The following is a 21876-nucleotide window of genomic DNA, read 5'->3' on the forward strand; positions in this document are numbered from 1 at the left end:
GGTGGGGGTCGGCCCCGGCCCGGCCCTCTGCCGGGGGCTCGGTGGCGTGGGTCAGGCTCGGATGACCTCGGCGTGCTGGGAGGTCGCGACAGAGGCGTACAGGGATGTCCAGGCGTCGGTGGAGCGCACGAGGGCGTCGACGGCGTCATCCAGGTAGAGGATGTCGGCACTCACGCCACGGGCACCCTGGCGGTACGAGCGGATGAAGACCTCTCCCCCTGTGGTGGGGTAGCTGATCCTCTCCGCGCCGTTCGCTCGGCGGACCGTGATGTCCACGCCGAGAGGTGCGGCCTGAGCGATCTGCTCGAGCGCCTCCCGCGAGGCCTTCCCGTCTCGTGTGATGACGATGATGCGCTTCCCTTTGAGCGCGTCCCCGTTGATCCCTGCGGCTGCGTATCGGTTCATGAGAACCACGCGTCCCCGGCGGGGCCGTCGAGGTGCATCACCTGCATGGCGTTCTCCTTGGTCGCGTGCTCCTCGCAGAGCACGGCGAGTGCGTACCCGTCGCCCTCGATCTCGAAGACACGCCGCGCGGGTGCGGTGCAGCCCTTGAGCATGCAGGTCGTCCAGCTCGCCTGGCCGCGCTCGCGCACTCGATCGCGCTGGTACTGGCCGAAGCACTCGCGCGCCTCCGCCTCCGTTTCATGCGGTGCGTGGTCGGCGCAGTAGCCCACCGGGTGGCGGCCGTTGACGACCATGTGGAATCCCGAGTGGTCGGCGCGCTCCAGGACGGTGCGGTGGTTCATGGGTGTCTCCTCAGTCGTCGAGGTCGTCGCCCATCTCCAGGCGAGCGAGGCTTCGTTCGGCGCGCTCTGCGTCGAGCTGTCGGTGCGCGCCGTGGTGAGTCGCTGCGCGGCGGCGGTCGTACGCGAGCTGCTCGGCATCGCGTAGCTCTTCCCAGGTGGATCCGGCCATGCTCACCACCAGTCGGGGACGAGCTCGCCGAGCCCTCCCCCGTCGATCGAGCCGTTGCCGCGGGTCTGGTTGCACAGGGTGTGCGCGTGGCGGAAGTTGTCCCAGTCCTCCTGCAGCTCGGGGTGCGTGCTGACCGGGTAGTAGTGGTCGAGGTTGTGCGACTCGGGTGTCGTGCCGGGGGCGGCGTCGTAGTCGATTCGGGCCTTGCAGATGTGGCAGTTCGCGTCCGGGTCGCCCTCAGCGTCGAGGCGTTTCCCCTCGTCGAAGAACTCGGTGCGCAGCTCGTGCATGCGGCGAGTGTTCTTACGCGCCGCGACGACGCCGTGACCGAGGGTCGCGCCGGGCGGCGTGTAGTCGTCGTCCACGTGCCCTCCCTGCTGGTGTGGGAGGGGCGCCGGCGCCGTGGTCGGTCCATCGGCGCCCCTCAGGGATGGCGCAGGTACCCCGCTCGAGAGCATGGTGGGGTCCTTCGCGGCAGGCAGCTCCGCGTTCACGCCGGTCAGACACCGGCCGGGAGGAGTGGGGGCGCGCCCGAACATGCACGCCTGCCGTCTCGGAACTCCCGGCCGGTGGATCAGATGGCGACGCTGTCGCCGAGGTTGGTGGTGGCGGTGTGCCCGTCGGTGTCGATGACGACGCCCTCGAGCGTGTATCCGTCGCGCTCGTAGCGGAGGATGTCGCCTACGCGGATGCCGTCCGCATCGTGGGCGTCGAGGGTGCGCGGTGTGGTCGTGTCGATCCAGTCGACCGCGGCGCGGGCTTCCCGCGCGATGGCGGGCCCGTCGGAGTGGGGTGACGTGTCGAGCACGTCGGCGAGTTGGGTGAGGCCCGCACGGTCTCGCTGCTCCTGAAGACGGGCGATATTGGCCCGGTTGACGGAGGCGAAAGTGCCATGTCGGTGCCCGTGGGTAGGCTCCACGGCAGCCCTCCGATCGATTGGCGTCGATGGTGGGTCAGACCCCGATCGGCGTTGGCGCGCTGGTCGGGGTCGTCCTGGTTCGGGTGGGACGGCGAAGGCCCCGGAGCGGGTGTGCTCGGCGGGGCCTTCGGGGTGGTGTCCGTGTCAGACACCTTGCTAACCATGAATGTAGGGGCGGCAAACGGGGCGGTGTCAACATCAGCTCGAAATTGGTTCTGAGGAGTCTCGTGCGGCTGCCTGCGCGGCGCGTTTCGCGCGTAGGCGCTGCTGGTGCACGGGGTCGTTCTTGAGCCTCTGACGCCACCAGGCGAGCAGCACCTCCAGCTCGACGACGCGCACGCGCTGACCGTCTCGGACCTCCCAGCCCATCCGCATCCCGTGCAGCCGCCAGTGGCGGATGGTGCGGCGGGACCGGTGGACGCGGGTCGCGGCCTCGCGGTAAGTGAGGGTGACCACGGGCTATCCGTTCACGAGGATTGCGACGCGGTTGAGCGGGATGCCGCTGAGCTCGGAGATGCGTTCCAGGGAGAGGCCGTAGCGCGCGGCGGCGCACAGGTAGTAGGTGTCCGTGGCGGCGGTGGGATTCGGGTCGGCGCGGTGGATGCGGAGGAAGTTTTCTGCGATGAACATGCGCTGCTCGGTCTGCACGCTGACCTCCTTTCAGGTCGGTGCGATCATCGTCCTCGCGAACGCACGTTCGAGCAAACGGCCCTGTGGATAAGTCTGTGGAGGGTTTGGTCGACACGCCGAAAAGCGTGTGTACGACTGCTGTGGACAAGTTTCGGTTCGATGGGAAATACGAAACTACATCCGCGTAATTCCGCGGCAAAAGCTCTCCACAGGGGTAGTGGGGAAACTCTGGTTGAAGTGGGAGTTGAAAGTTTCGGGTTGTGGACCGAGTTGTGCACACCTCGGGGATAACTTCTGCAAGTATTCGACGGCCGCAACACGCTACGAGTCCGCCCGACGAGCCGCCTCGCAGTCCTTGCAGACCACCGCCGCCCAGTCCGAGGTGATCTTGGCTCCCGCCGCTTTGCGGCCGCAGTATCCGCGCCCAGGCTCGTTTCCTCGTGCGCAGACGCGAGCGGAGTCGGTCGTTGATGCGAACGGTACGACGTGGGCGCGACGGTCCTTCGCGATCGGCCCGTCGCTCACGCGTCCCCCGGCCGATGGTGGCAGCGCTGACACGCCTTCACGAGCTCCGCGCCGTCAGGACCGTCCACCCAGTCGACGGTCACGGCATCCTCCCCGCACAGCTCGCACTCCTCTGGCTTCGCGCGGCGAACGGTGCCCGCGTCGAGGCGCGTACGCGCGCGGCGAATGAGGCGGAACAGCTCGTTCTCCGCGGCCGCGAGATCCTGCCAGTCCAGGAGGTGATCCACCCACGCCGCCATCCACTCGTTCGCGACGAACGCCCAGCGCCGAGCGAGGTCGACGTCGTCGGGCAGCCACTTAGGCAGTTCGGGCGCCTCGACGCCGAGCCGAGAGGACGCGACCGTGAGGTAGGCGCGGAGGGCATTCCAGACCGCGGCCGCGTAGCGCGACTCGGGGCCGTCGACGACCGGCATGTTGTCGATGAAACCGCCTCCGGAGACTCGCTCGCGGAGCTGCGCCGCACGGAGCATTTGCGGGGCCATGGCGACCGTCCCGACGGCCTGTAGGACGTTGGGGAGCTGGTCGACGTGCCAGAGGTACTGGGCCTTCCACTCCTGGAATCCGCGCTCCGCTGCTTCTTCGTCGGTGAGCAGGCCTTCGATGTCGTTCATGCGGTCGCCCTCAGGTGCGCGACGAGCTCGAACCCGCACATCGGCTCGTGCTGGTACGAGATCCGGCCGGCACCGCATGTGCACCCGTCGACGGGTCCGATCAGCGCGTCACCGTGCACGCTGAGCGGCAACCGGCGTAGTCCGAGCCCGCCCTTCCACGGCAACGGCTCGTCGAGCGCGCGCGGGTTCGCGAGCACGAGGTGGTAGCCGGAGCGCTCGCTCCACTCCGAGCAGACCTTCCAGTCGCCGTCGTGTTCCTGCGTCATGCAGTCGAGCGCAGCGTGCACGTCAACGAGGTCGACGACGCCGATGATGTGTCCGCGGGGTTCGCGGTGGCTGCCGTCTTCGTCGATTGCGAGCGGCGTGGGCACCGGTCCCGTCCAGATCACCGCGTCCTCGTCGTAGGCGAGACCCGCATGGATGGCGACCGGCCCGCGGTAGCTGCCCGCGAGGTTGCGTGTCCGGTTCTCGACGGTCTTGCCGCCGTGGATGATCGCCCACGCCCACGGCTGGCGAACGGTCAGGACTCTCATGCTCTTCCCCTCCTCGCCGGGGCGAATTCGCAATGCAGCGCGAACAGCTCCGGGTCCTTTCTGATGTGCTGGAAGTCCGACCGCCAGGCCGCGACCTCCTCCGGGTTCGCCGGCGTCATGCTCTGGACGGTGTGCGTATGCACGCGGAGGTCCTCCGCGATCCATGACGCCGGCACACCCTCTGCGCGCAGCGCTTCGATGCGCTCCTTGTCGATTGCCGTCAAGCGGCGCGTGGTGGTCATCGCGACACTCCCGATACAGTTCGGGCATGACTGATGTCGCTGGCACTCCGCCCTTCGAGCCCATCTACCGCGCTGCGGTCAACGACGCACAGGAGAGGCAGGACGCGATTGAGAACGCGCACACGGCAGAGCCGAACTCGTGGCGGGCGCTCCGTCTGCGGCGCTACTGGAATGGTTGGAGCACCGTCGCTCTTCTCAAGCCCGTTCGAGCGAACCCGGTCGATCTGGAGATCAAGCTGGACGGTCAGCCCCAGGAGTACAGCAACGGCCCCGGCATGGTGCCCGTGCTGCTCCGCGGTGAAGGCGACACGCTCCACATCACGTGGACCGACGGCGAGCGGATGACGATCGCAGTTCTCATCGAGGACGACGTCGTTTAGGGCGTTCATGCGGCACTCCATTCGGCGTCGAGCAGGTCGAACAGCGTCGGAACGTCCTGCTCGCGGTCGTGGCGCTCGAGGTACACGAGCGAGTCGGCGACGGATGCCGGGTTCAGCTCGGAGCCGTAGCCACGGCGCCCCTGGCGGACCGCTTCAAGGACGGTTGAGCCGATGCCGCTGAACGGGTCGTAGACGAGGTCACCGGGGTTGGAGTACTCGGCGATCAGGCGGCGCGGGATTTCGAGCGGGAACGGGCAAATGTGGTTCTCGACGGCGCGGCGCTTCTGTTCGCTGTTCAGCGTCTCGATGCGGAGGACGTCGTGCCAGACGTTCGGCGCGGGCGACCCCGGCACGAGCGCGGCGAAAGTGCCTGGCAGCGCGTTGGCGGCGAGCATCCGCTCGGCGAGCGCGACGTGCTGCTCGTAGTCGTAGACCGAGCGGAGCGACTGCTCGGTGAAGAGCTTCGTGCGCAGGCCCGGGGCGAGCGCGGCAATCTCGTCGAGGCTGAGCAGGCGGTCGCCGGATGCGCGCCAGTCCGCGGCCGCGTCGATCTGCCACCGGCCGACGGAGTACTGCGCGCGGTCCTTCACGACGCGGACGTCGCCCCAGCCCTTCGACCGGTCGCTCTGCGGCTTGTGGAAGAGCAGCACGTACTCGGGTGAGCCGACCCCCATGGGCGTGTGGTCGCGGAGCATCTTCGAGTAGGCGAGGCGGTACGTCTGGTTGTTCTCGCGGACGACGTCGGTGGTGACGGTGATGGCGCCGTAGTAGTCGAACCCGTGCTGGCGGTAGTGGGCGATCGCCTCCGCGTGCAGCTCGCTGACCGTGTAGACGCCGGCGCCGGTCACGGATCCGAAGAGCTGACGGTCCTTCACGTGTACGGCGAGGATCCGGCCGGGCATGAGCGCGCGGTACAGCGACGGCGTGAGGTAGTCCATCTGCCACCAGAAGTGCGCGTTGTCGTCCGTGTGGCCGAAGTCGGCGTAGTTCGGGGAGTACTCGTAGTGGTTGCCGAACGGGATGCTCGTCACCATCAGGCCGACGGAGTCCGGCTCGAGGTGGTCGCGCGCCTCGACGACCGAGTCGTTCAGCGCGATCATCCACGCCTCGCCGGTGTGCACCTCGCGCTCGACGCCCATGGCACGGGTGAGCTCGGCGGAGATCGCGGATGCCGACAGCCCGAACTCGCGGAGGACGTCGGACATCGTGTCGGTGAGGCGATCGTCCTCCGCCCACTTCGTCTGCAGCGTCGCACGGACCTCGGACTCGGTCTCGGCGTAGATCAGGTGAACGTCGCACTCCTGCACCTGGCCGAAACGGTGGATGCGGTGCACGGCCTGCACGACCTGCTCGTACTTGTGCGTGATGCCGACGAACACGGCCGTGCTGCACTGCTGCAGGTTGAGCCCGCGTCCGAGCTGCACCGGCTTGCCGATGAGTGCGTACGTCTCCCCCGCGAGCCAAGCACCGAGTTGCTGCTCGATCTGGTCGTCAGTGAGGCCGCCGTGCACGGACGAGAACGCCAGCCCCTCGTCGACGAGCGCTCTCTCGAGCGCAGCCTGCTCGTCGTTCAGGTCGCACCACAGCAGGATCTGCCCGGGCACGGGGCGACCGAAGTGCTCGCGCACGATCGACATCGCGCGAGCGACACGGGCGTCGAGGGTGCGACGCTTCTCGCGCGCGGCATCGACGAGCGACATGGCACCGCCGCGGACGAGCACACCCTGCCCGTCACGCTCGACCTGGTCGGAGAGGATCCCGACCTCCACCTCGTCCCAGTGCACGCGCAGCTCGGGCAGCACGTAGCCCGCGTCGGAGTAGCCGAGGTCGGACGGGCGCTGGATGAAGCACGCCCACGTGTTGAGCCACAGCCAGAACTCGCGGCGCTTGTGGGGGTGCAGGCGCAGGTTGTTCGCGTCGGAGGAGTCGCGCTTGAAGAACCGGGTGAGGGCCTGGCCGGTGTCCATGATGCCGAGGAAGTCGGCGTAGTGGATGAGCTCCTTGTGACGGTTCGGCGAGGGGGTGGCGGTGGCGACGAAGCGGAACGGGACGACAGCGAACGCGGGCCCGAGCTTCTGGTACGTCTCGGAGTCGAACGAGCGGAGGACCGCGGCTTCGTCGAGCGACACGGCGACGAACAGGCTGACATCGAGCTTGGCGTCGCGCACGGACTCGTAGTTCGTGACGTACAGGCCGGACCAGGCGAGGTCGATCTCGGCGGTGGTGCGGACGAACCGGACCTCGGTGTCGAGCAGGCGGCGGCCGTCGTTGATGATGTCGAAGCGGACGCCGAGCGGTGCGACGATCAGCCCGCGGCGGACGAGCCGACCGAACGCATCCGGGGTGCCGTGGTCGGTGGCGCGCTCCACGATGAGGCGGAGTACTTCGAGCTGCATGACCGACTTGCCGAGCCCGTACCGGGCGAAGATCGCGCGGCGGCCGCCCTCGACCGCCCAGTGCACGATGGCGGCCTGGTGCGGCTGGTACAGCGGGTGGTCGGGCTGGAAGATCGGCGACAGGGCGTCGTCGGGGACGGTGAAGCCGTAGGACCGGTCGAAGCGCACCTTCTCGCGCAGGAACGAGTCGTAGTCGCGGCCGTCGTTGCCCGTGTTCAAGGTGAGGAGGGCGTTCATGTCTGCTCCACGTGGTGGTCGGATCGCCAGAGGTCGATGACCTCGCCGATCTCAGAAGGAAGTAGCCCGGGCACGGCCTTGACGCTGTACTCGGTGATGGGGGTGGATGCCAGGCCGCGCCGTTGGAAGCGCTTCAGGTCTTCGGCGGCATCCGGCGCGGAGAGGTCGCGCTCGACGAAAGGGACCTTCGCCGCGGTGAGCGCGGTCTTCACGGCCGCGCACGGGCCGCACCCGGGCTTCGTCCAGACGGTGACGACGCTCATGATCCGATCGCCTTCTGCTGCTCGACGAAGAGCGCGTGCATGGTGCCTCCCGACGGAGCGACCATCCAGGGGAAGAAGATCTCGTCGAGAGATACCGAGCCCGCGTCAATGAGCGCGAGCTGCGCGCGGAGCCAATCCCGCACGAGACGCCACGCGACGCGCTCCGCCTGATGCAGAGTCAGGTAGCGCTTCTCGGCCCGATCGCGCTTCAGCGTGGCGAGCACGCCCTCCGCGCGAATGGGCAGAGCGAACGCCCGAACGCCGACCTCCGTCCGCAGCTCGAACGAGAGGCCAGTCGCGTTGCCCTGCTGGTCGTAGTCCGTCGTGACCCGGGCGGCGCCGCGCTTCGCGAGCATGCCCGTGATCTCGTTCGCAGTCTTCGACGCATCGACCGTCGTCGTGTATCCGGCGATGGGCATCACGACACCCCTGGCCAGTCGATGTCGAAGCCGTGGCTGACCTTGGCATCCGCGCGCGCGACGTCGTCCTCCGCGCGGGCCTCACGCGCGGCCGCCGCCGTCGTGCGCAGCTCATCGATCAGCTCTGCCACCTGGTCAGGCGTGAGCGAGGTGGTGGTGGCGTCCTGGTCGGGGTGGAGCGGGTCGCGCACCGTGAGCAGCACGTCGTACTCGTCGCCCACCTCGACCTCGACGAGCGTCACGGTGATGTCCGTCTGGATGCTCACAGTCCGAGCCCCTCTCGAATGTCGGGGCGGATCTCAGGCACGTCATCGGGGCCGCTGAAAGGTGTGGCCGGCGTGCGCACGTACTCGATCAGCGCGTGCATTCCGGCGGACGCCAGCGTCGAACCTTCATCGAAGCTCGACTCCTGCACGCTCTCGTTCCCGCTCAGGGCGACGAGAGCGATGAGGTTGGCGATGCGCTGCTGCTCAACGAGCGCGAGCGTCGCGTGCACGAGAGCGGCGGTTGCGGTTACCGCCGCCACCTCTGGCAGCATGGGTCTGCTGCCGACGACGTCGAGGTTCTCTTGCGCAACTCGCGCGTGGTCGATTCGCTTGGTCATGACTGCTCCCATCCGAGGGCGGCGCGCACAGCCGCGCGGCGCCGGTTCTTCTCCTCGACCTCGGCCTTGGTGACCGGGTTCGTGTAGTTCTTGTCGTCGTGCCTCAGCACCGCCACCGGCAGCGAGAGGGCGACGACTTCCGTGTGCAGGCGTATCTCGGCGGCGAGGTTGTCGATCGCCTCTACCTGCGTGCGGCGCGGCTTCGCGGTCGCCATCAAAACGGCTCCCCCGAGTTGGCCGGCGTCGTCCAGTCGCCACCGCCCGACTGCTGAGGCTTCGCCTCACGCACCACCTGGCCGACCGCGCTCGCGCGCACCACGACCTTCCGGACCTGCTTGCCGGTCTCGCGGCTCTGGTACGACGCGTCGCGCTCCTCACCGACGACGATCACGAGCGTTCCGCGCGTGAGCTGCGCGATCGCGTTCGGCGCATCCCACGACTCGACGTCGTGCCAGATCGTGAAGTCGTCCTCCCACTGGTTCGTCTCGCGGTTGTAGCGGCGCTTCGTCTCGGCGACGCTGAACGCGGCGACGTGCTTGCTGCCGGCGGCGCGGACCTCGGGCACTCCCCCGAGTCGGCCGACGATCGTCTTCACTGCCATGTGCTGTTCCCTCCGTTGTCGTCGACGAGCGTCGACGGTGACCATTGGCGCGACACGACGCGAGAGAAGGTGCCCTCCCACGTCAGCGACACGCGCCCGTTCTGCCCCTGCCTGTTCTTTGCGATGTCGACGTCGAGCCGACTCGGGGCGTTCTCCTCGTCGCGGTGCAGCAGGATCACCGCATCCGCGTCCTGCTCGATCGCGCCGGACTCACGCAGGTCCGCGAGCGTCGGCCGGTTCGACTTCCGCGTCGTCGACCCGCGGTTGAGCTGTGACAGCGCGATCACCGGCACACCGAGCAGCTGCGCGAGGAGCTTCAGCGACCGGGAGAACCCGGCGACCTCGATCTGTCGGGACTCGACGCGCTCCCCCGACGTCAGGAGCTGCAGGTAGTCGACGACGACACCCGCGAGGCGCTGCCCCTTCGGCGCACGGCGCGCGACCGACCGGGCGAACGCGCGGACCTGGGTGATGGTCGCGACCTCGTCCGACGTCGACACGAACAGCGGCGTCTCCGCGATCTGCGAGCGCACCATCGCGAGGTTCTGCCACGACGCCTTCGACACCTCGTGGTTCACGAGCGAGTGCAGCGACACCTGCGCGAGCTGCGACACCCAGCGCGACATGATGTCGTCCCTTGACATCTCCAGTGAGCAGAACGCGACGGGCCCTTCCTTCGCCAGGCGCAGCGCCATCTGAAGCCCGAGGATCGACTTGCCCTGACCGGGGCGCGCGCCGACGACGTACAGGCCGCCCGCGCGGAGCCCGCCGAGGTGGTTGTTGATCTCCCACCACGGGGTGGGCACGTACTTCGGCTTCTCCTCCAGCCCGTCCACGTAGGACGAGAGGTACTCGCCGAACTGGCGGACATCGACCGACGCGTTCGCTCCGATCCCGTCGACCTTCTCGCGCGACATCTCGACGGCCTCGAGGGCGCTGATGCCCGTGTTCGACGCGAGCTGTGCGATGTTCATGCCGACCTCGAGCAGACGCCGACGGATCGCGTGCTGGTGGACGATGTCGCCGTAGTAGGCACCGCTCGCCGGCGTCGCGACCGCGGAGGTCAGCTCGTGCACGTACCCGACGTCGAGGGTGCCGCGCACCTCCTCCGAGCGCAGCAGGTCATCCACCACGGCGACGACATCCGTCGGCGCGCCGACCTCGTGCAGGCGTCGGATCGACGCGAACACCGTCTCGTGCTTCGGGTCATACATGTCGCCCGGCTCGACCACCGACAGCACATCGTCGAGGACGGCCGTGGACAGCATCGCCGAGCCGAGGACCGCGCGCTCCGCCGCGACGTCGTACGGCACCATGACGTCACTCACCGGGCACCTCCACACCCAGCTCGCGCAGAACACGCGCCGGACGCTCACCCGCCTCAACGCGGGCCTGAAACTGTTCGGCGTTCACACCGTGCGCGCGGAGCCATGCCGGGCCGTCAGCGAGGCGCACACCGTCAGCCGGGGCCATGTCCTCCGTGATGACCAGCACGTCGGCGGGCATCAGCATCTGCACGTTGCCGCGGTAGTGGATCCGCACCGCGTCGATCGCGGCATCCAGGGTCACGTCAGAGAGGACGACCGACCACTCGATCGCCATCTGCGCGAGATCCTCGGGCGCGCGACGGAACCGCCCATCGAGGAGCGCAGCCTTCGTGAGCAGCACGTTTGCTTCTTGCGCGTTCACGCCCCGACCGCCAGACGGTCGTGCTCGGCCAGGATCTCGGCGGCGCGACGGCCAGCGTCGACAGCGCCCATCCGCTGCTCACGGGGCTCGGGCAGCTCGTCATCCCAGCCCGCGCGGTTCAGCCACGTCGCCGGGTAGGGGATGAACTGCCGATCCGGGATGCCGGGGTTGTCTCGGTACGCGATCGCCGCGGCGATGATCTGCTCGCCCTCGACGACCACCGTGACCTTGTCCCACGCGCGCTTCGCATCCGGCTTCGCGACCTTCTTCGGCCACACCGCCCAGAAGTCTTCGAACGACGCCATCGCGCGAAGCTCAATCGCTGCTTCTTCTGGATGGTCTTCTTCCAGATGGTCTTCTATAGGACTGGTGTTCTTATAGGGTGCGGATTTTCCGCTAGCGGTTGATCCGCCCGCGGTTGACCCGTTAGCGGCAAATCCGTCAGCGGTGGCACCGTGAGCGGATAATCCGTCACCGGTCGCCGGGTCATGCAGCTCGTACTCCACCTCGCCGAACCGGCCACGCTCACCGCGGCCCTGCGACACCACGAGGTAGCCGTTCTCCTTCAGCTCCACGAGCGCCGACTTGATCGCGTCCCGGCCCTCGGTGCCGGCATCTTGAAGCCCCGACACCGACACGTGCCACCCGACCCGGTGCGACATGATCTCGACCAGCAGCCCGCGCGCCTTCCGCGACAGCCTCTCGTCGCGCGCCCAGGCATTCGGGACCTGCGTGAACTGCCCCTCGAACTCGAGGTGCGTGCGCCTCACGCCCATGACTTGCTCTCCACTTCGATTGCTCGGCCGCTCTCCGTGAGCAGCCACCACGTCTTGTCATTCCTCTGCACCCGCACCTGCGGCGGGTCGAACGCCGGGCCCCTGCCGAGGCGCGAGATCAGCACGCCCCGATCGAGCGCGACGTCCCGGTTCTTCTCGGCCTCGCCGTGGCATCCGGTCGTCCCGGATCCGCAGAGCGTCAGCGCGTTCGCGGCGGAAGAGAACACCTCCGCCCCGCGGCCCTTCACGCCGCCGGCACCGCGCGGCTTCCGGTGATGCATCGACCAGCCGATGCCGCGGTCCTCGAAGCGGAGCGGCGCGCGACAGAGGAAGCACGCCGCCCCGTCCCGCTCGAAGAACACGCGCCGCACCGTCGCCGCGGTGAACTCCCCCGCGGCCATCAGGCACCCCCGCCGTAGCCCTGCGCCGACGCCCGGTCGACGGCACGCGAGTCGGCACGGTCGGTGCGGTGGTTGTCGAGCGCCGCGTCGAGCGCTTCGAGGAACTTCCGCATCGCGCGCTCGCGCTGCTCGGCCACGAGGTACGTCAGCTTGAGCTCGTACAGCTCCGCCTCGGCCATGTGCTCGGCGAGCCCGAGCGTGATCTTCCGCTCTTCGAGCGCAGCCTTCTCGGTGATCTCGACGACCCGCTTCGACTTCGTGACCTCGTACTCGCCCTTCGCGTCGCCGAACACCTTCCCCGCCGTGCGCAGCTCCCACGCGAAGTCGAACCGCAGCGCCACGATCCGCTGCCCGTAGGTAGCGCCCGGACCCAGGTCGGTGATCGTCTTCGCGAGCTTCCGGTGCAGCGGATCCGCGTCATCGACCTCAAGGCCGATGATGCTGCGCAACGTCGCCGCGACGGCGGGGTGGATGGTGTTCACGCGGCCGTCGCCCCCGAGATCACGTGCACGCGCTCGGTCGTCCGGAACTCGTGCACGACCTCAGCGCCACCGTCCGTGCGCGTGCCGATGTACACCGACCCGGGTCGACCGTGCTCGCGCTTCGAGATCACGGTGGCCTCACCGTGCACGACGCGAACGCGGTCGCCGATCCGCAGCAGACGAGCCTCGATCGGACCTGGGATGAGCCCGGCCAGCACTCGACCGTCGGTGTGGGCCTGCGCCCACTCGACGCCCGCGCGGAACGCATCGGCCTCCGCGACACGCTGCCGCTCGGTGTCCTCACCGAAGTTGACCGGGGTCCATAGGTAGTCGCGCACCCCGTCCTCGACGGGAGCGGTCAGTGCGCTCACGCGGGCACCTCGGCGGTGGGCCAGTCGTGCACCGGCTCGGCCGCGGGTTCGTCGGGCACGACCTCGGCGTCCACGACGTCCTCAGCCTTCTCGGGCAGCCGCTCGCGCAACTCCCACAGATACGCGCGGAGCGCGCGGCCATCGCCGATCATCACGTCGAGATCGCCCGCATCCTGCGCCGCAGCGAAGACCGGGCGCAGCTCCTCGCGCGAGCGCGCGGCGTTCGCCTGCGCGAGCCAGTCCTGAGACGGCATCCGCGCCTCAGCCGGGGCAGCCTGCTGTTCCACGGGAGGCGTGGGCGCGACCTGGCTCTGCTGCTCGGCCGGCGCGGGCCGGTCAGCCTGAGCCATCTCCTCCGACGAGTACAGCCCCGACAGATCCTGCGGGAACGCCTTGCGCAGTGCGAGCATCTCGGCGCACTTCGCCAGCATCAGCGGGCCCATCTTCCGCCACATCTCGGTGACGTCGCCGTTGTACGTCTTCTGCACGTAGGCGTCCCAGAGCGCGATCGCGTAGAGCGCGTCCCGGAACCCGCGGCGGTACACGCCGACGCGGGCAGCCTTCGGAGGCTCGGCGGCCAGCCAGACCTGCGTCCAGGTGATGCCGTCGGCGGTGAACTCGGGCGTCGTCTGTCCCTCGTACTGACCGGAGCGCTCGGCGACGAGGCGGGCGCCGTCGATGCTGATCTGGATCTGCCACTTGAGCTGACCCTTGGACTTCCGCGCGATCGAGTAGATCTGCCGCGCGATCGGGTCCAGGCCCGTCCGGGCGCAGTGCTGAAGGAACGCCGCGACGACGGGGCGCTCGGCGAGCGTCTTGGTCCCCGACTGCGCGTCCGTGTGCACCAGCCCGGCGGCCTCGACGAGCGCGCGCTCCTCCGGGCTCCAGGTGCTGTTGTCGCTGCTGGTCGGCAGCGTCGCGAGAGCGGTCATGCCGCGTCCCCCTTCGTCTTCACTTCGGTGACCGTCAAGCTCGGCTTCGACGTCACCGGCTGATCGGTGGTGGTGGTGAAATCCGCCAGGCACTCGGCCCAGTAGCTCTCGACCTCGGCGAGCTGCGCGCGAGCCGCCTCGACCGCGGCCCACGCGACCGGGTGCGCCTTCTGCGCGCCCACGCTGTCGACGAAGCGCGTCGGCACGGTCGACTCGACCCCGGGCACCCAGGTGACCTGCGCTGCGGACGACCGCTGCGACAGCTCGTCACGGTCGGCGAGCTCGGCCTGGAGCTGCTTCCAGGCCGTCTCCTTCTTCCGCTTCCCCGCGGCCTCCTCACGACGCCCCGCCAAGACGTCGATCGCGAGGACGTCGAGCACCGGATCGACGACGGGCGCCGTGACGTTCCCTGCCTCGACCTCGGCCCGCTTCTTGTCGAGCGCGGTGAAGAACCGCTTCGCGATCGTCACCAACCGCTTCGCCAGCGCCTCGTCGAACTCGATCCAGTACTCGTACTGGCGGCCCGCCTCGAAGCCCGTCTCCGGCGTACCGAGGCGCTCCTCCCAGATGAACAGGCAGCGGCGCGCGCCGGCGACGAGCATCGCCCACGTCATCTGCTCGAGGTAGCCCGTGCGGTCGAACGTCGGCGTGCCCGGCGTCAGGTCGTGACCTGACGTCTTGTACTCGCCGAGCTGCAGCTCACCGTCGAAGTTCGTGCCGACACCATCGGGGGATGCCAGCCACCGACGGTTCTCGGCGTGGTGGAAGACGCGCGACTCGGGCAGGATCCCGCGGCGCTCGGCGGCGGACGCGAGGAACGGTTCGCGCAGCTTGCCCCACTCGGTGTACGCGTTGCCGTTGAACGTGTCCTCCTTGAGCCCGAGCTTCAGGTCGACGAGCTCGCCCTGGCGCTTCTTCCCGACGGCGAGCCCGGCCACCTCGGTGGCGGTCAGCCCGGCGAGGCGCTCGGCGAGCCACGCCGCGCGGTCCTGGTCGGAGGCACCGGCGCGCGCCATGAGGGCGGCGACGGCGGGCGGAGTGAAGACGGATGCCGTGGTCATGAGGCCTCCCGAGTCCAGAAGTCGGGATCGTTGTCGGGGCTCAAGCCCTCACCGCCGTCGTCGGGCGGGAACTCGGCGACCATCGCGGAGAACGAGTCGAACAGCGGCACGTCCGGGTAGTTCCGCGTCACGAGGCGTCGGGTACCCACGCTGATGTCCGAGGGGATGTGCATCGCCACGATCCGCGCCTTCGACGCACGGAACCCGCGGGTGCCGATGACCGTCTCGCCGTACGCCTCGACGACAGCCATGACGCGACCCGGCTCGTAGTAATCGTTCGAACCCTCGTAGTAGCCGTAAAAGCCATGCGGGCAATCAGCGAGCGAGTGGGGCGCACGGGACGCCTCGCGCAACTTCCCGGGCTCCCGACCGGTCAGGTAGGCCATGGGGTCAGGACGCTGCATGCAGCGCGCGATGTTCTCTCCTGGCCGCCACACTGTCGCGAAGGCGACACCGATGAGGCGACCCAGCTTGTCGACGTCGAATGAGCGAGTGCCCGTTACGACGCCCGCAGCGAACTCTCGCTCGTGCCCGTCGAACTCACCCGCGGGGCGCTTGGTCGGCGCCGGCGCCGCGGAAGCCTTGGAAGCGACCTGCGGGGGGTGACCCATCAAGGCGCGGATCGTGGCCTCATCGAGCGCTCGCGTGAAGAAGTTCGGGTTCACGCCCCTCGGGCCGCCCGGGATGCTCCGGCCGCTCACGCTGGCACCGGCTCTTCCACGGGCGCCTCGACCGGCGCGGGTGCTGTCGCCGGTGCCTCGACCGGCTCCAGCTCGATGTGCTTCAGGGGCTTTCCGATATCGCCCATTGGTGTTTCCTCTTTCGGTAGATGACGTGCAGTGCAATCGATGTGATGAGGGCGAGAGCCGCGATGATCGCGAAGCCAGCGCCCGCGTGGGTGTTGCTGGGAGAGCCGATGAGATAAGCGACGACCGCCAGCAGCGCCTCGCCTGCCGCGACGTAGCCGAGGTAGCTCGCCTACCAGCGGAGGTGGCTCATCAGTCGTCGGCGTCCGGGATGTCGAGCGCGTCCTGACCGGTGCGCTTCTTGTACGCCGCGTCGCGGAGCTTCAGCGCCGCCGTCGACGCCTTCTCGTCCCACAACGGCTCGAGGTGCTTCATCGCCACGACGGGCCACTCCTCCCCCGCGCGACGCTTTTCCATGACTTCGTCGACGGAGAACGTGACGACGGCGACGATCTGGTCACCGGGCGCCATCTCGATGAGCTGGTCCTCGACGCCGTACAGGCCGTTCGCCTGCTCCGCCGGGACGCCGCGCTTGAACGCGGTCGGTTTGATCTCGGTCATGCTGCTGTTCCTTCCTCGACGGCCGCAGCCGCCTGTTCGACCGGCGGCACGAGGTCCGCGACGTCGGAGATGGGGGTGATGGTCACGTGCACGCCCGGCGTCGGCCCGAAGACCTTCGACGCGTGCAGCTCCGCGACCCGGGAGTCGTCCGCCCACACGTTCCCGGCCTGCGTGATGCCGTCGAGCAGAGCGCGCACGAGCTTGTCGACGTCGCCGTCACGAGCGCCGATCGGGAGCGGCCTCGTCACCGACGGCTTCCGCGGGAGAACGAACGCCGCGTCGACCCGCACCGCGCCGTCTATCGGAGGGCCGAAGGCGAACGCGCTGAACGCACGCCGCGCGATCTCGCCCCGCCAGGCGCCCAGCAGCTCCGGCTTCACGTCGACGATCACGGCCCGCTTGCCGACGACGAACGCCTTCTTGGACCCCTGCGGGACCGGGATGCCGGGGACGAAGAACGTGACGGCGGTCACGAGCGGGCCTCCCAGGTCGTGTTCAGGCGGTTGAACTCGCGGTCCCACGCCTTCGCCGGGTCGGTCAGGTCAGTGACGGTTTCCCCGGAGGAGACGTCGATCGTGATGCCTCGGCGCCGGAGTGCACGGTCGTAGCGGCGAACAGCGCGGCGCGCGTGAGTGGCGAGCGTCGGGTAATCCCCAGCGCATTCCCGCGCGCGCTCGATCAGCGCGAGTACCACATCGGGCGAAGCTGCCGCGATGTACTCCGCGTTCGGGCCGTGCCCGTCCTCCGAAGTCGCGATGATGTCGGGACCATCGACTGCTCCGATGAAACGGTGCGCCCAGTAGTTCACCTCGGGCTCGTCCTCGCCCATGCCGTCGAGCACCCACGGGCCGGGCGTCGCCGCGCGCGCCTTCGCTTCGAGCGCACTCAGGTCGTCCAGCGCTTCGCGTACGTCGTCGGCGGGCGAGGAGGACAGGTGCGCGTCAATCGCCGCACGCAGCCGCACCAACTCACCGCGGGTGACCGTCATCGATGTGCTGCAAGAACCGTTCACGACGGTGATGTCGACTCGACCAGATCCGCGACCACCTTCGGTGACAAGAACCTCGTCAGCCTCACGAGCGGTCATGCGATCACCGCCAGCCCGACGATCAGCTCGACGACGACGAGCACCGCGAGAGCGGATGCAAGCACGAGCAGCCACCGAGGGGCGGTGCGCTCGGCCGAGTACTCGAGCGGGGCGTGCGCGATGACAGCGCGGCTGGCACGGTACGGGCGGCGCCGAAGCGACTTCGGGGCGCGCAGAAGAGGACGGTTCACGGGTGCTCCTGAGAGAGGTGAGGGGTGTTCGGTGAGAGGGGCCGCCGGGGATGCGTTCGGCGACCGTCGCCGGCATCAGTGGTGGGGGCAGCACCCCCGGCGGAAGATCAGGGGTAGGTGCGGTCGAGCGCGTCGAGCTCCGCGTCGATGCGGGCGCACTCGGCGTCCTGCTCGGGGGAGCCGAACCAGACGTCGCGGGTGAAGGCACCGCAGGTCCAGAAGAGGACGAGGGCCAGGAGGGCGGCGGAGGCGAGCAGCTCCCACGAGCGGTAGCCCTGGAAGAACACGCCCATGATGAGGATGAAGAGGAAGAGGGAGAGCCAGCGGAGAGTGATCACGGCTGCTCCGTCGTGGACTTACGCGAGCGCTCGACCCACGCGATGACATCGGACTGCTTGTAGACGGTGACCTTGCCGCTGTCGCCCGTCGGCTTGCAGAACGCGGGGCCCTTGCCGCTCGCGCGGAGATCCTTGAGGTTCGCGACGGTCATTCCCGGCACGAGGTCGCAGACCTGCGACGGCGAGAGATACACCTCCGAGGTCGCGACGCCGGGACGGATCGGCGTGACCTTGGCCGTGGCGGTCACGACGCCACCGGCTGCGCCACGGCGGGCTCGTCCTCAACGACGACCACGACCTCACCCATCGCGAGGCCGAAGGCGTGAGCGATCCCGAGCACCGTACGGAGGCTCGGCTCCCCGCCCTTCTTCGCGTTGTCGAGGGTGGCGCGGCTGATGCCGATGGCCCGAGCGAAGGCGTCGTCGCTGCGGATGCCAGAGGTTTCCTTGAGTCGGTCGAGCAGGCCCGGCCGCACCTTGATGGTGGGGGGCTGACTCGCCGACTGCTCATCTGTCCGATTCATGCGTCAACTGTGCGATGAGTTGGACGAAGTGTCAAGCAGGCTAAACAAATGTCTTGCTAGCGAGGCATCTGTGTCTCATGATTGAGTCATGAACCCGAGCATGAAGTGGATCGACGACGTCCGTGGAACGGACTCCATCCGCGAAGTCGCCCGTCGCGTGGGCATGAACCAGGGCACCCTGAACCGGCAGGTGAACCTCGACCAGCTCACCTTCGAAGTGGTCCGCGACATCTCGCGCGCTTACGGGCGACCCGTCCTCGCCGACCTCGTCAACCTCGGTCACCTCTCCCACGACGACCTCGGTATCGACGACGTCGCGAGCTTCCTCCGATCAGTCACCGAAGAGCAGCTCGTCTACGAACTCGGCTGCCGACTCGGCGTGTCGGGTTCGATCCTGTTCGACGCCCCCATCTCGGTCGCGGTATCGACGGCCTCGAACGTCGTGCACGGCCGCTTCCCCGCCGCCGATGTCGGACCCTCCGAGGATGATCAGGAGGCAGTTGCGCGACCGACAGACGCGGACAGGGGGGAAGACCATTGACCATCGATCGACACCTCGAGCTGATCGCAGCAGCGGCGGGCGTGCGCATCGAGTACGCGCTTCTACCGCCCGACCGTGACGGGGAATACCGGCACCGTCACAACGTCATCCGCCTTCGCCGCGGAATGTCGAGCCGACTACACCGATCGGTCCTCGCCCACGAGCTGGCACACGCCGTGTTCGGCCACGTGCCCAGCCGCTTCGGACCCGTAGCGGCTAAGCAGGAACGGGTCGCTGAGGAGTGGGCGGCACTGCGTCTCATCCGTCACGAGGACTACAGGCGAGCCGAGGAGCTGCACGAGGGGCACCCCGGCGCGATCGCACACGAACTCGGCGTCGTGCTGAGCATCGTCGAGGCATACCGCGCAGTACTCCTGCGCATCCAGGTCGAGGGCGAATCGCCCGACGTCGTCTACGTGCGACCTCGGCTCGGCGCAGGCGGGTGGACCGAGCGGCTCGAGGCACGAGAGAGCGCCTGATGGCCGGCACGATCACTCCATACGACACCGCGGCGGGGAAGCGATACAGGGTCCGCTACCGCAAGCCCGACAAGACTCAGACCGACAAGCGGGGCTTCCGCACCAAGCGCGACGCCGAACTGTTCCTGGCATCCGTCACCGTGTCGAAAGCGACCGGGCAATACGTCGACCCCACGGCCGGCCGCGTCACCGTAGCCCACCTCGGGCCTGCCTGGCTCGCGAAGAAGGAGGGGCTCAAGCCGTCGTCGTTCCGGCCACTCGATCTCGCCTGGCGCGTCTACGTCCTCCCGAAGTGGGGGCGCGTCCCCGTCGCCGACGTGAAGGCATCCGACGTCGAAGCCTGGATCACCCAGCTCGGCGCCGGGAAGGCCCCCGCAGAGCGACTTGGCGGGCGGAAGAACGGCAAGCCACTGTCCGCCTCGAGCGTGCTCCGCGCCGTCGGAATACTTGCCGGGATCCTCGACGACGCAAAGCGCGACGGCCGCATCCACAGCAACCCCGCGCGCGGCACCGAGAACCTCCCGAAGAAGACCGGGAAGGCGCACCGCCGCTACCTCACCGACGCCGAGGTGATGCGCCTCGCCGGCGCAATCGCTGACCCAACACGGTCCACCCTCGTCGTGCTGCTCGCGTACACCGGCCTCCGATGGAGTGAAGCGATCGGCCTCCGCGTCCGCGACCTCAACATGCTCCGCCGTCGACTTCACGTGCGCCGCCCCGTCGTCGAGATTGACGGACTCTTCCACGAGGGAGAGCCGAAGTCCTGGGAACGGCGCACCGTAGCGTTCCCCGCCTTCCTCGACCACGCCCTCGCCGCGCTCTGCATCGGCAAGGGCCCCGACGACACCGTGTTCACGGACGGGGCGAACTACCTCCGGCAGCCGCACACGTCCAAGTCATGGTTCCTCACCGGCCTGCGCGCCGCGGGCATCGAGCGCCTCACCCCCCACGATCTGCGTCACACCGCGGCATCCCTCGCCGTGTCGGCCGGCGCCAACGTGAAGGTGCTGCAGCGGATGCTCGGGCACAAGTCGGCGGCGATGACGCTCGACACCTACGCGGATCTCTTCGACGACGACCTCGACAATGTCGCCGCGCTGCTCGACGCCCGCGCGACCTCCGCAGCGGATGTGGGCAAAGTGTGGGCAGACCTCGGATTCCGAGCGTCCTGAGGCAACAAAAAAAGCCCCCCGATCAGGCATTGCCTGTCGGAGGGCTTGAGTAGGGCGGGTGGGACTTGAACCCACGATCGTCGGGTTATGAGCCCGCTGCCTTGACCAGCTTGGCCACCGCCCCTCGCGACGACGAGCCTACCGGCATCCGCGTGCGTGGACCGAAAGCGGCGCAGGGCTGCGCCGACGCCGAGACCGCACGGCGTTCACCGAGACCGCATGGTGTCGCCCTCCGGCGTGCGCGGTTTCGGCGAACGCGTGCGGTCTCGCGAACCCGCGTCAGTGGACGCGCGGTTGCTTCGGTTTGCCGTCGGCGGTGACCTGGGGGTGGTGCCTGGTCAGCTGGATCACGCCCCACGTGGCGATGGCACCCGCGATGACGAAGCCGATCAGTGCCCACGCGGGAGCCGTCGAGGCCTCACCCAGCACGAGCAGGCCGATGAGCACCGCGACGATCGGGTCGATCACGGTGAGGCCGGCGATCACGAGGTCGGGCGGGCCGACCGAGTACGCCGTCTGCACGAAGTACGCACCCACGGCCACGGCGGCGAGCAGCGCGACGAGGCACAGCAGGGTCAGCCACTCGAAGTTGCCGGCCTGCGCGCGGCTGATGACGACCTTGGCGAGGGTGGCGACGAAACCGTAGATGACGCCCGCGGCCATGATGTAGAACAGCGCCTGCGCCTTGCGACGCACGAGGACCCAGAAGACGCCAAAGACGATCACGACGACGGCCAGGATGCCGAGAATGATGAGCAGTTCGCGCTCGGTGACGACGTGCTCGGTGGCGAAGAAGGCGGCGATCGTGACGAAGATGAAGATGCCGCCGACGCACGCGGCGATCGCGATGAGCGATTGGCGGGTCGGCTTGTGGCGGGTGACCCGGGCGTTCAGCACCGTGGTGAGGACGAGGGCGATCGCCCCCAGCGGCTGCACGAGGATCAGAGGGGCGACGGAGAGAGCCGCCAGCTGACACACGATCGCCAGGCCCAGCATGAGGGTGCCCGCGACCCACGACGGACGCGTCAGCAGCGAGGTGAGCTGCCGGCGTGACAGTCCCCCGGTGGTCTTGCCCGAGAGACGTTCGACCTTCTGGACCCCGCGGTGCTGGTACTGCGCCCCGAACGACATGAACACCGCGCCGAGAAGGGCCAGCGGGATGCCGAGCAGGATCCGGGGGTCGCGGAAGACACCGACGAGTTGGTCGATTCCGTCGCTGAGGGAGACATCGAGCGGGATCACCCTCCGACG

General features: G+C 68.6%; 38 protein-coding genes and 1 tRNA gene. 5 read left to right on the plus strand and 34 right to left on the minus strand.

Annotated elements, in window-relative coordinates; genetic code table 11:
* Positions 1–51: 51 nt before the first annotated feature.
* Complete coding sequence (locus tag NS220_RS05975; protein ID WP_058623174.1) at positions 52–405, minus strand: hypothetical protein; 354 nt, start codon at positions 403–405, stop codon at positions 52–54.
* Complete coding sequence (locus NS220_RS05980; protein WP_058623175.1) at positions 402–746, minus strand: hypothetical protein; 345 nt, start codon at positions 744–746, stop codon at positions 402–404. The genes NS220_RS05975 and NS220_RS05980 overlap by 4 nt, the downstream gene beginning before the upstream one ends.
* On the opposite strand from NS220_RS05980, the gene NS220_RS20015 reads away from it, so the two are divergent.
* Positions 745–891 (plus strand): hypothetical protein, encoded by a 147-nt coding sequence (locus NS220_RS20015; RefSeq protein WP_193755283.1) that lies wholly within the window; start codon positions 745–747, stop codon positions 889–891. The two genes, NS220_RS05980 and NS220_RS20015, sit on opposite strands and share 2 nt — an antisense overlap.
* 26 nt (positions 892–917) lie before the next feature.
* On the opposite strand, the gene NS220_RS05985 is transcribed toward NS220_RS20015, so the two are convergent.
* From NS220_RS05985 to NS220_RS06015, 7 genes are all read right to left on the minus strand, one after another.
* Positions 918–1280, minus strand: a complete 363-nt coding sequence (locus NS220_RS05985) for an HNH endonuclease (protein WP_242864544.1) — start codon at positions 1278–1280, stop codon at positions 918–920.
* A 209-nt stretch (positions 1281–1489) separates the two neighbouring features.
* Positions 1490–1834 (minus strand): hypothetical protein, encoded by a 345-nt coding sequence (locus tag NS220_RS05990; RefSeq protein ID WP_206542994.1) that lies wholly within the window; start codon positions 1832–1834, stop codon positions 1490–1492.
* Between the two features lie 198 nt (positions 1835–2032).
* A complete protein-coding gene (locus NS220_RS05995; RefSeq protein ID WP_058623177.1) occupies positions 2033–2290 on the minus strand; it encodes a hypothetical protein in 258 nt (85 codons plus the stop codon).
* Positions 2291–2293: 3 nt separating this feature from the next.
* Entirely contained in the window at positions 2294–2482 is a 189-nt protein-coding gene (locus NS220_RS06000; RefSeq protein WP_058623178.1) for a hypothetical protein, read from the minus strand.
* Between the two features lie 503 nt (positions 2483–2985).
* Positions 2986–3600: a hypothetical protein gene (locus NS220_RS06005; protein ID WP_058623179.1), complete on the minus strand. Its 615-nt coding sequence runs from the start codon at positions 3598–3600 to the stop codon at positions 2986–2988.
* Positions 3597–4133 (minus strand): ASCH domain-containing protein, encoded by a 537-nt coding sequence (locus NS220_RS06010; protein WP_058623180.1) that lies wholly within the window; start codon positions 4131–4133, stop codon positions 3597–3599. Before NS220_RS06010 ends, NS220_RS06005 begins: the two co-directional genes overlap by 4 nt.
* Positions 4130–4375 carry a hypothetical protein gene (locus NS220_RS06015; RefSeq protein WP_058623181.1) on the minus strand — a complete coding sequence of 82 codons (246 nt, stop codon included), beginning with the start codon at positions 4373–4375 and terminating at the stop codon, positions 4130–4132. Before NS220_RS06015 ends, NS220_RS06010 begins: the two co-directional genes overlap by 4 nt.
* Positions 4376–4401: 26 nt before the next feature.
* Between NS220_RS06015 and NS220_RS06020 the strand changes: the two genes are divergently transcribed.
* Positions 4402–4755 carry a hypothetical protein gene (locus tag NS220_RS06020; RefSeq protein ID WP_058623182.1) on the plus strand — a complete coding sequence of 118 codons (354 nt, stop codon included), beginning with the start codon at positions 4402–4404 and terminating at the stop codon, positions 4753–4755.
* A 5-nt stretch (positions 4756–4760) separates the two neighbouring features.
* On the opposite strand, the gene NS220_RS06025 is transcribed toward NS220_RS06020, so the two are convergent.
* The 23 genes from NS220_RS06025 to NS220_RS06135 all read right to left on the minus strand — a co-directional run bounded on the left by NS220_RS06025 (position 4761) and on the right by NS220_RS06135 (position 18433).
* A complete protein-coding gene (locus tag NS220_RS06025) occupies positions 4761–7388 on the minus strand; it encodes a DNA methyltransferase (protein WP_058623183.1) in 2628 nt (875 codons plus the stop codon).
* On the minus strand, positions 7385–7651 hold the full coding sequence (locus NS220_RS06030) for a glutaredoxin family protein (protein ID WP_058623184.1): 267 nt from the start codon (positions 7649–7651) through the stop codon (positions 7385–7387). Before NS220_RS06030 ends, NS220_RS06025 begins: the two co-directional genes overlap by 4 nt.
* Entirely contained in the window at positions 7648–8070 is a 423-nt protein-coding gene (locus NS220_RS06035; RefSeq protein ID WP_058623185.1) for a hypothetical protein, read from the minus strand. Before NS220_RS06035 ends, NS220_RS06030 begins: the two co-directional genes overlap by 4 nt.
* Entirely contained in the window at positions 8070–8336 is a 267-nt protein-coding gene (locus NS220_RS06040; RefSeq protein ID WP_058623186.1) for a hypothetical protein, read from the minus strand. Before NS220_RS06040 ends, NS220_RS06035 begins: the two co-directional genes overlap by 1 nt.
* Entirely contained in the window at positions 8333–8674 is a 342-nt protein-coding gene (locus NS220_RS06045; protein ID WP_058623187.1) for a hypothetical protein, read from the minus strand. Before NS220_RS06045 ends, NS220_RS06040 begins: the two co-directional genes overlap by 4 nt.
* Positions 8671–8889: a hypothetical protein gene (locus NS220_RS06050; protein WP_058623188.1), complete on the minus strand. Its 219-nt coding sequence runs from the start codon at positions 8887–8889 to the stop codon at positions 8671–8673. The genes NS220_RS06045 and NS220_RS06050 overlap by 4 nt, the downstream gene beginning before the upstream one ends.
* Entirely contained in the window at positions 8889–9275 is a 387-nt protein-coding gene (locus NS220_RS06055; RefSeq protein WP_193755284.1) for a single-stranded DNA-binding protein, read from the minus strand. The genes NS220_RS06050 and NS220_RS06055 overlap by 1 nt, the downstream gene beginning before the upstream one ends.
* Positions 9266–10603, minus strand: a complete 1338-nt coding sequence (locus NS220_RS06060) for a replicative DNA helicase (protein WP_058623190.1) — start codon at positions 10601–10603, stop codon at positions 9266–9268. Before NS220_RS06060 ends, NS220_RS06055 begins: the two co-directional genes overlap by 10 nt.
* Positions 10596–10943, minus strand: a complete 348-nt coding sequence (locus NS220_RS06065) for a hypothetical protein (RefSeq protein ID WP_153004176.1) — start codon at positions 10941–10943, stop codon at positions 10596–10598. Before NS220_RS06065 ends, NS220_RS06060 begins: the two co-directional genes overlap by 8 nt.
* A 17-nt stretch (positions 10944–10960) precedes the next feature.
* Complete coding sequence (locus NS220_RS06070) at positions 10961–11791, minus strand: hypothetical protein (RefSeq protein WP_206542995.1); 831 nt, start codon at positions 11789–11791, stop codon at positions 10961–10963.
* The gene (locus tag NS220_RS06075) at positions 11731–12141 is read right to left on the minus strand and encodes a hypothetical protein (RefSeq protein WP_058623193.1); all 411 of its coding nucleotides are present in this window, start codon (positions 12139–12141) and stop codon (positions 11731–11733) included. Before NS220_RS06075 ends, NS220_RS06070 begins: the two co-directional genes overlap by 61 nt.
* Positions 12141–12623: a hypothetical protein gene (locus tag NS220_RS06080; RefSeq protein WP_058623194.1), complete on the minus strand. Its 483-nt coding sequence runs from the start codon at positions 12621–12623 to the stop codon at positions 12141–12143. The genes NS220_RS06075 and NS220_RS06080 overlap by 1 nt, the downstream gene beginning before the upstream one ends.
* On the minus strand, positions 12620–12994 hold the full coding sequence (locus NS220_RS06085; protein WP_058623195.1) for a hypothetical protein: 375 nt from the start codon (positions 12992–12994) through the stop codon (positions 12620–12622). The genes NS220_RS06080 and NS220_RS06085 overlap by 4 nt, the downstream gene beginning before the upstream one ends.
* Positions 12991–13926, minus strand: coding sequence for a phage recombination protein Bet (gene bet, locus NS220_RS06090; protein ID WP_058623196.1), 936 nt, complete (start codon positions 13924–13926; stop codon positions 12991–12993). Before bet ends, NS220_RS06085 begins: the two co-directional genes overlap by 4 nt.
* Complete coding sequence (locus tag NS220_RS06095; protein ID WP_058623197.1) at positions 13923–14987, minus strand: YqaJ viral recombinase family protein; 1065 nt, start codon at positions 14985–14987, stop codon at positions 13923–13925. The genes bet and NS220_RS06095 overlap by 4 nt, the downstream gene beginning before the upstream one ends.
* The gene (locus tag NS220_RS06100; RefSeq protein WP_153004177.1) at positions 14984–15688 is read right to left on the minus strand and encodes a hypothetical protein; all 705 of its coding nucleotides are present in this window, start codon (positions 15686–15688) and stop codon (positions 14984–14986) included. The genes NS220_RS06095 and NS220_RS06100 overlap by 4 nt, the downstream gene beginning before the upstream one ends.
* 297 nt (positions 15689–15985) lie before the next feature.
* Positions 15986–16294 (minus strand): hypothetical protein, encoded by a 309-nt coding sequence (locus NS220_RS06105; RefSeq protein ID WP_058623199.1) that lies wholly within the window; start codon positions 16292–16294, stop codon positions 15986–15988.
* On the minus strand, positions 16291–16767 hold the full coding sequence (locus NS220_RS06110; protein WP_058623200.1) for a RusA family crossover junction endodeoxyribonuclease: 477 nt from the start codon (positions 16765–16767) through the stop codon (positions 16291–16293). The genes NS220_RS06105 and NS220_RS06110 overlap by 4 nt, the downstream gene beginning before the upstream one ends.
* Positions 16764–17381: a hypothetical protein gene (locus NS220_RS06115; RefSeq protein ID WP_153004178.1), complete on the minus strand. Its 618-nt coding sequence runs from the start codon at positions 17379–17381 to the stop codon at positions 16764–16766. Before NS220_RS06115 ends, NS220_RS06110 begins: the two co-directional genes overlap by 4 nt.
* Entirely contained in the window at positions 17378–17572 is a 195-nt protein-coding gene (locus NS220_RS06120) for a hypothetical protein (RefSeq protein WP_058623202.1), read from the minus strand. Before NS220_RS06120 ends, NS220_RS06115 begins: the two co-directional genes overlap by 4 nt.
* 107 nt (positions 17573–17679) lie before the next feature.
* Entirely contained in the window at positions 17680–17910 is a 231-nt protein-coding gene (locus NS220_RS06125; RefSeq protein WP_058623203.1) for a hypothetical protein, read from the minus strand.
* Positions 17907–18158, minus strand: coding sequence for a helix-turn-helix transcriptional regulator (locus NS220_RS06130; RefSeq protein WP_206542996.1), 252 nt, complete (start codon positions 18156–18158; stop codon positions 17907–17909). The genes NS220_RS06125 and NS220_RS06130 overlap by 4 nt, the downstream gene beginning before the upstream one ends.
* Entirely contained in the window at positions 18155–18433 is a 279-nt protein-coding gene (locus tag NS220_RS06135; protein WP_058623204.1) for a helix-turn-helix domain-containing protein, read from the minus strand. The genes NS220_RS06130 and NS220_RS06135 overlap by 4 nt, the downstream gene beginning before the upstream one ends.
* A gap of 88 nt (positions 18434–18521) precedes the next feature.
* On the opposite strand from NS220_RS06135, the gene NS220_RS06140 reads away from it, so the two are divergent.
* The 3 genes from NS220_RS06140 to NS220_RS06150 are packed head-to-tail and all read left to right on the plus strand — an operon-like array spanning position 18522 to position 20625.
* Positions 18522–18974 carry a hypothetical protein gene (locus NS220_RS06140; protein ID WP_058623205.1) on the plus strand — a complete coding sequence of 151 codons (453 nt, stop codon included), beginning with the start codon at positions 18522–18524 and terminating at the stop codon, positions 18972–18974.
* Positions 18971–19453, plus strand: coding sequence for an ImmA/IrrE family metallo-endopeptidase (locus tag NS220_RS06145; RefSeq protein ID WP_058623206.1), 483 nt, complete (start codon positions 18971–18973; stop codon positions 19451–19453). Before NS220_RS06140 ends, NS220_RS06145 begins: the two co-directional genes overlap by 4 nt.
* A complete protein-coding gene (locus tag NS220_RS06150; RefSeq protein WP_058623207.1) occupies positions 19453–20625 on the plus strand; it encodes a site-specific integrase in 1173 nt (390 codons plus the stop codon). The genes NS220_RS06145 and NS220_RS06150 overlap by 1 nt, the downstream gene beginning before the upstream one ends.
* Positions 20626–20675: 50 nt before the next feature.
* On the opposite strand, the gene NS220_RS06155 is transcribed toward NS220_RS06150, so the two are convergent.
* Both NS220_RS06155 and NS220_RS06160 read right to left on the minus strand, forming a co-directional pair.
* Positions 20676–20749, minus strand: a tRNA-Ile gene (locus tag NS220_RS06155).
* A gap of 155 nt (positions 20750–20904) precedes the next feature.
* Positions 20905–21867, minus strand: a complete 963-nt coding sequence (locus NS220_RS06160; protein ID WP_193755285.1) for a DMT family transporter — start codon at positions 21865–21867, stop codon at positions 20905–20907.
* Positions 21868–21876 lie beyond the last annotated feature (9 nt).

This window comes from Microbacterium testaceum (assembly GCF_001476655.1).
In the GTDB taxonomy this organism is placed as follows: Bacteria; Actinomycetota; Actinomycetes; order Actinomycetales; family Microbacteriaceae; genus Microbacterium; species Microbacterium testaceum_C.